The sequence below is a fragment of the Candidatus Aegiribacteria sp. genome (assembly GCA_021108435.1).
Lineage (GTDB): Bacteria > Fermentibacterota > Fermentibacteria > Fermentibacterales > JCC-6 > Aegiribacteria.
The window spans coordinates 35160-45156 of sequence record JAIOQY010000046.1 but is presented as its reverse complement, the minus strand read 5'-3'; the positions used below and the strand labels follow the sequence as shown (position 1 = coordinate 45156).

7 protein-coding genes are annotated in these 9997 nt (G+C 48.0%); all 7 read right to left on the bottom strand.

The window, feature by feature from the left end; genetic code table 11:
• Position 1: 1 nt before the first annotated feature.
• Positions 2-3430 carry a chromosome segregation protein SMC gene (smc, locus tag K8R76_02795; protein ID MCD4847101.1) on the bottom strand — a complete coding sequence of 1143 codons (3429 nt, stop codon included), beginning with the start codon at positions 3428-3430 and terminating at the stop codon, positions 2-4.
• Between the two features lie 249 nt (positions 3431-3679).
• On the bottom strand, positions 3680-3991 hold the full coding sequence (locus tag K8R76_02790) for a CDP-alcohol phosphatidyltransferase family protein (protein ID MCD4847100.1): 312 nt from the start codon (positions 3989-3991) through the stop codon (positions 3680-3682).
• On the bottom strand, positions 3988-5646 hold the full coding sequence (locus tag K8R76_02785; GenBank protein ID MCD4847099.1) for a DNA repair protein RecN: 1659 nt from the start codon (positions 5644-5646) through the stop codon (positions 3988-3990). Before K8R76_02785 ends, K8R76_02790 begins: the two co-directional genes overlap by 4 nt.
• 1 nt (position 5647) lies before the next feature.
• The gene (locus K8R76_02780) at positions 5648-6514 is read right to left on the bottom strand and encodes an NAD(+)/NADH kinase (GenBank protein ID MCD4847098.1); all 867 of its coding nucleotides are present in this window, start codon (positions 6512-6514) and stop codon (positions 5648-5650) included.
• Positions 6504-8354, bottom strand: a complete 1851-nt coding sequence (gene dxs / locus K8R76_02775; protein MCD4847097.1) for a 1-deoxy-D-xylulose-5-phosphate synthase — start codon at positions 8352-8354, stop codon at positions 6504-6506. Before dxs ends, K8R76_02780 begins: the two co-directional genes overlap by 11 nt.
• Positions 8355-8358: 4 nt before the next feature.
• Positions 8359-9249: a polyprenyl synthetase family protein gene (locus tag K8R76_02770; GenBank protein ID MCD4847096.1), complete on the bottom strand. Its 891-nt coding sequence runs from the start codon at positions 9247-9249 to the stop codon at positions 8359-8361.
• Entirely contained in the window at positions 9236-9997 is a 762-nt protein-coding gene (locus K8R76_02765; GenBank protein MCD4847095.1) for a YmdB family metallophosphoesterase, read from the bottom strand. Before K8R76_02765 ends, K8R76_02770 begins: the two co-directional genes overlap by 14 nt.

Below are 9997 nucleotides of genomic sequence, written 5' to 3'. Positions count from 1 at the left end.
CTCAGCTGTCACTCAGTTGTTCAGCGGTTTCAAGGCTGACAGATGTCATGGATGAGACTCCCTGTTCGGCCATTGTTATTCCAAACAGGCGGTCAGCGGCTTCCATAGTTCGCTTGTTGTGCGTTATCACCACGAACTGGGTTCTGTCAACAAATCCCTGGAGCAGTTTGACATAGTTATCAACATTTGAATCATCAAGCGGCGCGTCCAGCTCGTCCAGCACACAGAAAGGAGACGGCTTAACAAGATATAGAGCGAACAGCAGCGCGGCAGCAGTCATGGCTCTCTCGCCGCTTGAAAGAGCAGTGATATTCTCAAGTTTCTTTCCGGGTGGCCTGGCGACTATCTGTATACCGCCTTCAAGAGGATCTTCTGAATCAAGTGCCATGATATCAGCCTCTCCCCCGCTGAAAAGGCTGGTGAACATATCCTTGAAGTGCTTCCTGACTTCAATGAACGTCTCATCAAACTTCTTTGCGGCTGTCTGATTGATCTCTCTTATAGCATCCATAAGGGATCCTCTGGCTTTGTTGAGATCGTCTCTCTGATCCTTCAGGAAAGTGATTCTCTTATTGGCTTCTTCAAACTCCGGAACAGCAAGCATGTTTACAGGGCCAAGGTTCTCTCTGTAGCCGATCTGCTTGTTCAGTTCCATTTCGAGATTCTCATCGGTGTAGTCCCAGAACCTGCTTTTTTCCTCGGGGAGGACGAGTTCTTTCTCCCTGAGTTCATCAACAAGCCCTCTCACTGTTTCCGATTCGCCCGAAAGAGCAGCTCTTTCTTCTCTGGCGGAAGACAAATTCTCTCTATGTTCCGAAAGCTCATTCTCAACCTGTCTGGTTTTCTCAAGCCATTCTGCTCTGCTGTTGCTGGCGGACGTTCTGCTTTTTTCGGCTTCCTCTCTGCTTAAGGAAAGATCTCCCTTTTGCTCCTCAAGTTGCTCAATAGATTTATCAATCGTAAGCTTTCCATCAAGCAGAGAACCAGCTTTTTCTTTAAGAGTACGGCTTCCTTCCCTTGATTCCGAAGCGTCAGAAAGATGTCTTGCCCGATCAAGTCCGACCTGCTTTAGAGATGTCTCGAGAGAAGACAGTTCGATAAGCGCAGCATTATCTTCTCGAACGACTCTGTTGAGTTCAACGGTAAGATTGTCCCGCTCAGCCTCAATTTTCTCAAGAATACCGGCCTGCTTATTAAGAAAGGCGCTGCATTCCTCAATTCTTTTTGAGGGTTCTTCCGATTTCTGATCTTCTGAAGCCTTCCTGATACCTGGAAGGCTGGCTTCGAGAGTTTCCTTCTCGGATGCAAGTTCACCGATCCTGCTTTTAAGACCGTTAACTGTTGCCTGAAGTGAGGCTTTACTCTTCTCTCGCGTGATGATCCCATCGCGAATTTCTTCAAGAGAGGACGATAATTCAATCTCGGTTTCTCTCAGGCGGCTCTCATGGTCCCGATCAGCGTCAAGCTTCTTTCCCAGAGTCTGAAGCATCTTATCAGCTTCTTCGGCAAGCGCTTCCCGTTCAATCGCTCCTCCGCCTGATTCGGGAACCCCGAGCCGTACGAGACCGTCTTTCCTGAACAGATCGCCTTTTCTGGTGACTATATCAAGGTCAATGCCGCTGAAAAACCATTCCGCTGCGGTTTTTCTGTCTGGAGCGACAACGCATCCTGAAAGCAATGCCCTGTAACTATCCGGGGAATTCTCCTCCAGGCAATCAGGCAGCCATATCGACTTTTCCGGAATCAAGGGTTTTGATACTTCTCTGACACTCAGAAAATATCTTTTTCCGCCTGAACCCTCAGGGAGGATCCTGCCGTCGCAGATTATTGAGTCCTGAAACGAATCGAGCCATGCGCCGACAGCTATTCCCATTCCGGGCCGAACAGATAAACCTGATGATATGAGTGAATCACGGGAATCAGATTCGGAATCAGCCTCTCTTAGATTTTCAATCTTTGCCTTCAGAAGACCTGCTTCCATCTCACCGGATCTGATACGATCTGTTACTTCGGTGATCTTTCCCACAATGTCCGTTCGAGATTCCTTTTCCTTTTCAAGTCTGCTTTCCTGTTCAACTTTTGCGGTTGTAACTCCGGCAAGTTCTTTTTCTGATTCAACAAGGTTATCGCTGATCCTTTGAATTGCTTTCTCAAGCTCTTCTTTTCTCTCCAGAGCATGCTCCAGTTCCTGCTTCGCTCTTTCGATCCTTCTTAGATGATCAGTGTATTCTTCCTGCAGAGAACGTAAGCTGTCAGCCCTGTCTCTGTACTCTGATTTCAGTTTTTCAAGTTCGGTTGATAATCTTTTGTACTCGTTTTCCTTCAGTGAGGTTTCAGAGGCAGCCTTTTCTTTAATGCTTCGGGCGGATTTGATTCGGTTCTCAAGGGAGGTCTGCTCGCCAAGCAGAATCTCAGCCTTTTTTTCAAGATTCTCAGCTTTTTCTGATTCCAGTACCGATTCCTTTTCAGCGGTCTCTGCCTGTTCTATGGTATATTTTCTTCTCTCCTCGGCAACTGCAAGTTGTTCCCGGACCTTCCCGAGTTCTGAATCAAGCATGGAGCATTGCTGATGTTCTCTGTCAAGTTGAGACTGAACCGCCTCCAGAGAAGTTCTGGCCTGGCTCAGTCTGGCAGCAGCGGCTGCGACTGAAGCCGAGTATTTCTGTTCGTGTCCTTTGCTTTCTTTAAGGCGCTTCTCCAGTTGTTTCAATCTGTTCTGTGATACCTGAAGGCTGCGATGTTCCATGAGCCCCTGGATTTCGGTTACACGTTTTTCAGATCTTTCCCACCGCCTGAAATCAGCCACCTGTTTTTTGAGTAATCGGACATTCCTGTCAACCTCGGAGATAATGTCATCCAGTCTTTCCAGATCAGCACCTGCGCCGTTAAGCTTCAGTTCAGCTCTGTGGCGCTGTATTTTGTATTTTACGATTCCAGCGGCTTCGTCAAAGAGAAATCTTCTGTCAGCCGGACCGCTTTCGATAATAGTCTCGGTCATGTTTCTCTCTAGAATCCAGTAACCATTGCTTCCAAGCCCTCTGTCAACGATCAGATCGGTAATATCCATGAGCCTGCATCGGTTGCCGTTCAGAAGGTACTCGCTGTCTCCGGATCGGAAAAGTCTTCTTGTTACTGAAACTTCATCGAAATCCAGATCAAGTTCCCTTTTTGAATTGTCGAAAGTCAGGATAACCTCAGCCATTCCGAGCGGTTTCCTGTCAACTGTTCCGGAAAATATCACGTCCTCCATGCGATCGGCTCGGAGTTCTGATGGACTCTGGGATCCGAGCGCCCATCTTATCGCGTCAGCGATATTGCTTTTCCCGCAGCCGTTCGGACCTACTATGCAGGAGATACCTTTACGGAATTCCAATTCAAAGGCATCCGCAAATGATTTAAATCCAACTATCTCCAGCCTTTTAAGATACAAGTATCGATGCTCCCGTCAGCTGAAAGTGTACCCGGATCAGTTATTCCGGAATTGTCGCACGGATTCAGAAAAATAGACAAAAAAGCTTGTCAGCACAAACGCAAAAGAAACCAGACCCACAGGATCGAGTCCGGCAAAAACCTGTGTCAAGCATATAGCAGATCGCGGCTATGGTCATGTAGATCGAAAGTATGAGAGTTGAGAGTTTACCCCAGATGTTCGAAGACGGAGGTGATCCAAGACGCTTTGTTAGATAAAGCCCTCCGGAAGCAATGAGAATATCTCGAGACAGGGCAACCACAATGAACCAAAACCAAGAGTAATGATGAACGCGGTCATTGCGATCTTATCCGCGAGGGGATCAAATATCTTTCCCCAGTCACTTATGGAATCTGTCCTTCTCGCGATGATTCCATCAAGGAAATCGGAAAAGATCCCCACAATGAGAATAATGGATGTGGGAATGATCGCTCTGGATGCAAGGAAGAAACATGCTCCAAACCCCATAGGTATTCTTGAGAGAGAGATAATATTGGGGAGATTTATTACAGGCCCTTTCATGAGCCGTTACCATCCTCAAAGGATGATGATCCGAAGCCATCAAGCATCTTTTCCGCATGTTCAATGGCAGCGTCTCCACCACCGAGCAGGCGTGCAAGCTCCGGGATTCTGTTCTGTTTGCCCGTTAATTCCCTCACACGGGTTGAAGGCAGATCATCATGCAGTTCCTTGGATACCGCAAGATGTCTTCCAGCCTTTGATGCGATCTGGGCCAGATGAGTTATTACGATAACCTGCCTGTTCTCTGATGCTCTTTTAAGTGAATCCGCAAGCAGATTCGCTGTTTCTCCTCCGATACCGCTGTCTATTTCATCGAAGACCATAGTCGGAGCCTGACTGACGCTGGCAAGTGCAAGTTTCAGAACCAGGCTCACTCTGGACAGTTCTCCGCCGCTTGCGACGGAAGCCAGTGAACCGGGCTTCATACCCTTATTAGCGCTGAAGTAGAATTCAGGTATTTCATATCCATCGGAACAGATAGTCCTTCCGTCTGATGTCAGGCTTCTGTTCAGCGGAGGATCATGCATGATTACGCTGAAGACCGCATCCGGCATACCAAGGAGTCTCAGTTCCTTCTGAACGCAATTCTGAAGTTTCTTCACAGTTGATTCTCTGGAGACCGAAAGCTGCTCCGCAGTCTCGTGCAATCTTTTACCCTTTCCTGGAATCGTTGTTTCCAGATCCTGCAGTTCACGCTCAAGAGATTCGTACTTCTCCTGCTCCTCCTCCAGCGTTTTCCTTCTCTGAAGAAGTATGTCAAGAGAACCGCCGCATCTTCCAAGCAGTTCCGAATACCCGTCCAGCCTGTCGTCTATCTCTTTCAGCCTCCAGGGAGCGCTTTCAATCCTTCCGAGAATTGCGCTGCAGGAAGAACTGGTCTCGGCAAGCGAGATCTCAGCCTGCCCGATCAGTTCGATGGTTTCGCTGAGTTCAATATCGGTTTGTCCAAGTTCGTTCCGGAATTTTCCAAGCGCGGCAAGTATTCCATCATCATCTGATATTGCGTTTACGATACCATGAAGGGTTTCAACACTGTTCTCTGAAGCTTTTAATTCCTTTCGCTCGTTTACAAGACTCCGGTAATCTTCCAGAGAGGGGTTCAAGTTCTCTATCAGTGAAAGTTCATGTCTGATAAGATCTCTTGATTCCAGATTTTTTTCCTGGTTTTCGTGCAGATCATCCAGACGCTGAAGAAGCGATCTGTACTCCTCAAACAAATAAGAAAGATTACCTGCCAGGCTGGAATTTCCACCGAATTCATCGAACGCTGTCTGCTGGTTTCTTCGAACAAGCAGCGCAGGAGTCGAGCGCTGTGAATGAAGATCGATGATTCCGGAGACCCGTTTTTTTACTTCATCCAGAGTTGACAGTTCATCGTTGATGAAAATCCTGCTTCGCCCACCCTCACGAATTTCCCTCCGGATCAGTATTTCCGATCCGTCCGCGTTCAGGAATACAGCCTCGACGCTTGCCAGTCTTGTGCCGGGGCGAACCAGACCGGTATCAGCTCTCTCTCCGAGTGTCAGCAGCAGCCCGTCAATCAGGATTGACTTTCCGGCACCCGTTTCCCCGGTCAGAACGTTCAGATCACTGTCAAATTCAATTGCTGTATCGCTGATGGTCGCCAGATTCCTGAGAGTAAGACAAGTCAGCATTCTATCCCCTCGATCCCCATCCCAGCTTTTGTCCAAGCTTGTCGTAATAACCCGGGTGATCGGAAAACCTTACAATCCTGCATGAGCCTGAGTCCTTGATTATTGAAAGCGTTTCTCCGGCCCTGAGCGTCCCTGAGGCAGCGCCATCAGCGGAAACAACAGGTCCGGTTCCTCTTAAAGCACCTATTGTTATTGAAACAGACAAATCGTCAGGTACGACAAGAGGCCGCAGGGACAGAGAATGAGGACAGATAGGAACTATCAGGATAGCAGGCAATCCGGGATCGAGGATTGGCCCTCCACAGGAAAGGCTGTATGCGGTAGACCCCAGCGGAGTGGAGACTACAATGCCGTCACCGACCATATGCGCAACCTTTGCGTCGTCCACAAACAGATCAAAATGCAATATCCCACCCATCATGGATCGGTTTATACTGAAGTCATTCACTGCAGTAAGGCAATGACCCGAAGGGAATTTCGCTTTAAGGATGGGCAGTGCTTCGACGATGTAATCACCTTTTGATATCCTGGAGATTGTCTTTTCCAGAGATACCTGCTCGACACTGGCAAGAAAACCCAGTTGCCCGGCATTGATACCCAGAACAGGTATGTCCAATGTGCGATAGTAATCCATTCCCCTTAAGATGGTCCCGTCACCCCCGAGTATGATTGCCATATCGCACAGATCACTCTCCTGAATATCGAAACTGCTGAGGTGATCGGCAGATGAAGAAGCTGACCCGATCGTGATCCCGTATTTCTCACAGATAGAAAGCATATTCTGAATCAGACCGGCATAAGGAGGATTGAATCGGTCTACGTAAAGACAGAGGTTCTTAATCGGAACAGAGTTAACGTTATTGTCCAACAAACCCACCAATTCTCTCAGCTAATGATTTGTAATCAAGCCCCGCCATAGTCAGCAGTTCTTCTCTTGTGGCGTGAGTCTGGAATTCATCCTGAAAACCAAGTGTAAGAACAGGCACATTAAGATCGAACAGTATAGATCGAATATGAAAACCGAATCCACCCTCTGCCGCTCCATCCTCTATGGTTATAACTTTACCGCATTCAGCGGCCATTGTGCGAATATCATCTACCGGAGCAGGCTTTAACCAGATTGGATCGAACACGGCAGCGGATATTCCCCGCTTTTCAAGAACATCTGCTGCTTTGAGGGCGTAAAGAGCCATAACTCCCACACCGATTACAAGTACGTCCTTCCCTTCTCTAATCAGCTGGCCTTCCCCCGGCAATACTGTCTCCGGGGATATAGATTGAATATCCGGTTCTTCTCCTCTTGGATACCTGATAACTGTAGGATATTCTTCGAAAATGACTGAAGTCCTCAGCATGATCTCAAGCAGATCGCAATTTCTTGGAGCTCCGATACGCAGACCCGGCACAGGAAGAAGCATGGGAATATCAAACATGCCATGATGCGTAGGTCCATCCTCCCCCACTACACCGCCTCTATCAACAGCAAGAACAATGGGGGCTTTCTGAAGAGCAGCATCGTGTATAACCTGATCGTACGCCCTCTGGAGAAAAGTGCTATAGATAGCTACAACCGGTTTGAGACCTCCGAACGCGAGCCCACATGCGAGCGTAACAGCATGCTGCTCGGCAATACCTACGTCAAAAAATCTATCAGGATATTTGTTCGCAAACTCATTCAGTCCGGTTCCATCGGGCATTGCCGCAGTAATGGCAACGGTTTTTTCATCGGATCGGCCCAGATCAATCATCGTTCTTGAAAAAGCTGAAGTAAACGATTCTCTTTTGTTCCCTTTCTCCGTAAATGACGCGGATACACCATGATATCCGGTTGCGTCAAGCTCAGCGGGCTCAAAACCTTTCCCTTTTTTAGTTTCAATATGAAGCAGAACCGGACCTGGTATCTCCGAAACCCGCTGAAGAACTCCGGTAATCGCAGCAAGATCATTTCCCGGAACAGGACCTATATATCGCACGCCAAAATCATCAAACAGAGTGTCAGGCGTAACAAGTGTTTTCTTCAATCCGGCTGTGACCGCATGAGCTACACTTCTGACGCGTTCACCAAGAGATGGAATTTTTCCCAGAACATTCCAGACTTCCTTTTTGATCAGGTTATATCGCGGATCGGTAATAAGTGTCGTAAGATGCCTGGATATGGCGCCCACATTCGGCGAAATAGACATGTCATTGTCGTTGAGAATGATAAGCATATCAGTGCCAATGTGTCCCAGATGATTGAGACCCTCGAAAGCCATACCTGCTGTCATCGCGCCATCGCCAATCACAGCGACTACTTTATGATTCTCCCCGGAAAGATCCCGCGCCAGAGCAAACCCGAGAGCGGCAGATATTGAAGTAGAGCTATGTCCTGTTCCAAAAGCGTCGCAGGGGTTTTCATCCCTTCTTGGAAAACCGCTCAAACCTCCCGATTGTCTGATCGTATGAAATCGATCAGCCCTGCCTGTTAGAAGTTTCCAGGGGTAGCTCTGGTGGCCTACATCCCAGATGATCTTATCCAAAGGCAGAGAGTAAACGGAAAGCAGGGCAACGGTCAGTTCAACAACACCAAGACTGGATGCCAGATGCCCGCCTGTACTGCGAACCACATTAATTATTCTATTTCTGATCTCATCGACCAGAACGAGCCTGTCCTCCATGGAAAGCTTCGAAACATCAGTCGGAGAGCTGATTCCATCCAGTACTGACATAAAACTATTTCCTCCTGTCCGGAAGATACAGAGCCAGTGAGGAGATCTCCTCCCAGTTTCCGCTTAATCCTGAGAATGCCTCGGCAATATCATATGACAGCTCTTCAGCCTCTTTTGCGGCAGCATCCAGACCGAGCTTCGTAACGGGATTACACTTACCAAGATCTGAATCCTTTGAAACCTTCTTCCCCATCTCGGACGCACTCCCGCGGATGTCCAGAATGTCATCTGTAAGCTGAAAGAGATATCCCAGCCGGTCGCCTTCGAAGGAAACTTTACTGATGAGTTCATCATCTGCGGAGCCCGCTAACGCTCCGAGTTCCAGGGAGACCCTTATAAGGGCAGCAGATTTCCCTTTTATCATCAGGCGGATCCAGTCCATATCCGCTTCTGCTGGATGACACATATCCATATATTGACCACCGACCAGATAACCCGGGCCGGCGGCGGAAGCCAGATGCCTGACCATTTCTGCAATCCTTCCAGGACCAAGAGGAGTTCGGAGAATCACTCCAAAAGCTTCAATGAGCAGGAGATCACCGGCAAGCAATGCCTGATTCTCTCCGCATGTCATGTGAAGTGTCGGTTTTCCTCTTCTGAGATCATCATTATCCATTGAGGGCAGATCATCGTGAATAAGTGAATAAGTATGAATCATCTCCACAGCACAGGCCGCGTGCAGGGCTCTGTCCGGATTACCTCCAGTTGCGCAGCAGGCAGCTCTTACAAGGAAAGGTCTTATACGCTTCCCTCCGGATCCAAGAGAATAACCCGCAAATAACGGAAGACGGGAAATTAATTTCTGATTCGTAAAAATCTGATCAAGCTCCTGCTCGACCCAATCAGCTGTACTTGAGAGACTCTCTTTCAGCCGCAGCGAATCATATTCTCTCATTTATCGTGCGCAATCCGTCTACATTCAACTTATCATCCAGCACTACTTCAAGACCATTCACATAAGTGTTACCCTCGGCAACTTTAAGCCTGATATGTCTGCCTGTGATAAATCTGAGCCTTGCTTCCTCAGTACCCATTCCAATTACTCCATCCATGGAGCCGCACATCCCGAGATCGGTTATACATGCTGTCCCTCCGGGCAGTATTCTTGCGTCAGCGGTAAGAACATGTGTATGTGTTCCGGCGACAATTGTTACTCTACCGTCCAGATGTTTAGCCAGCGCCTGTTTTTCACTGGTCGCTTCAGCATGCATGTCAACAATTATCACATCACCCGGATTATTTCTGATGATAGTATCCACAGTCCTGAATGGGCAGTCAAGAGCCATAGGCATAAACAGTCTGCCCTGAAGGTTAATAACCAGGATTCTCACATCCTCCTTGCGGATAGTAATATAACCCTCGCCGGGATTCCCCGGAGGGTAATTTGCGGGTCGCAATACAGGACAGTTCACTTCATCTATATATTCAAGCACATCCTTGTGCTGCCAGATGTGATTCCCTGATGTAATAACATCAACTCCTGCTTCTAGAAGCTGAATAGCGGTACCTTTGGTTAGACCAAAACCTCCAGCCGCATTCTCACCGTTAGCAACGATGAAATCATATTCTCCATCTTTCAGATACGATATAAGCGCTTCTCGTCCAGGTCTCCCGATCACATCTCCAAATAGTAATATTTTCAC

Excerpts from the sequence above, each read along its gene's own strand:
- K8R76_02790 (MCD4847100.1), bottom strand. The coding sequence starts at position 3,991 with ATGAAAGGGCCTGTAATAAATCTCCCCAATATTATCTCTCTCTCAAGA.
- K8R76_02785 (MCD4847099.1), bottom strand. The coding sequence starts at position 5,646 with ATGCTGACTTGTCTTACTCTCAGGAATCTGGCGACCATCAGCGATACA.
- dxs (MCD4847097.1), bottom strand. The coding sequence starts at position 8,354 with ATGTCAGTACTGGATGGAATCAGCTCTCCGACTGATGTTTCGAAGCTT.
- K8R76_02770 (MCD4847096.1), bottom strand. The coding sequence starts at position 9,249 with ATGAGAGAATATGATTCGCTGCGGCTGAAAGAGAGTCTCTCAAGTACA.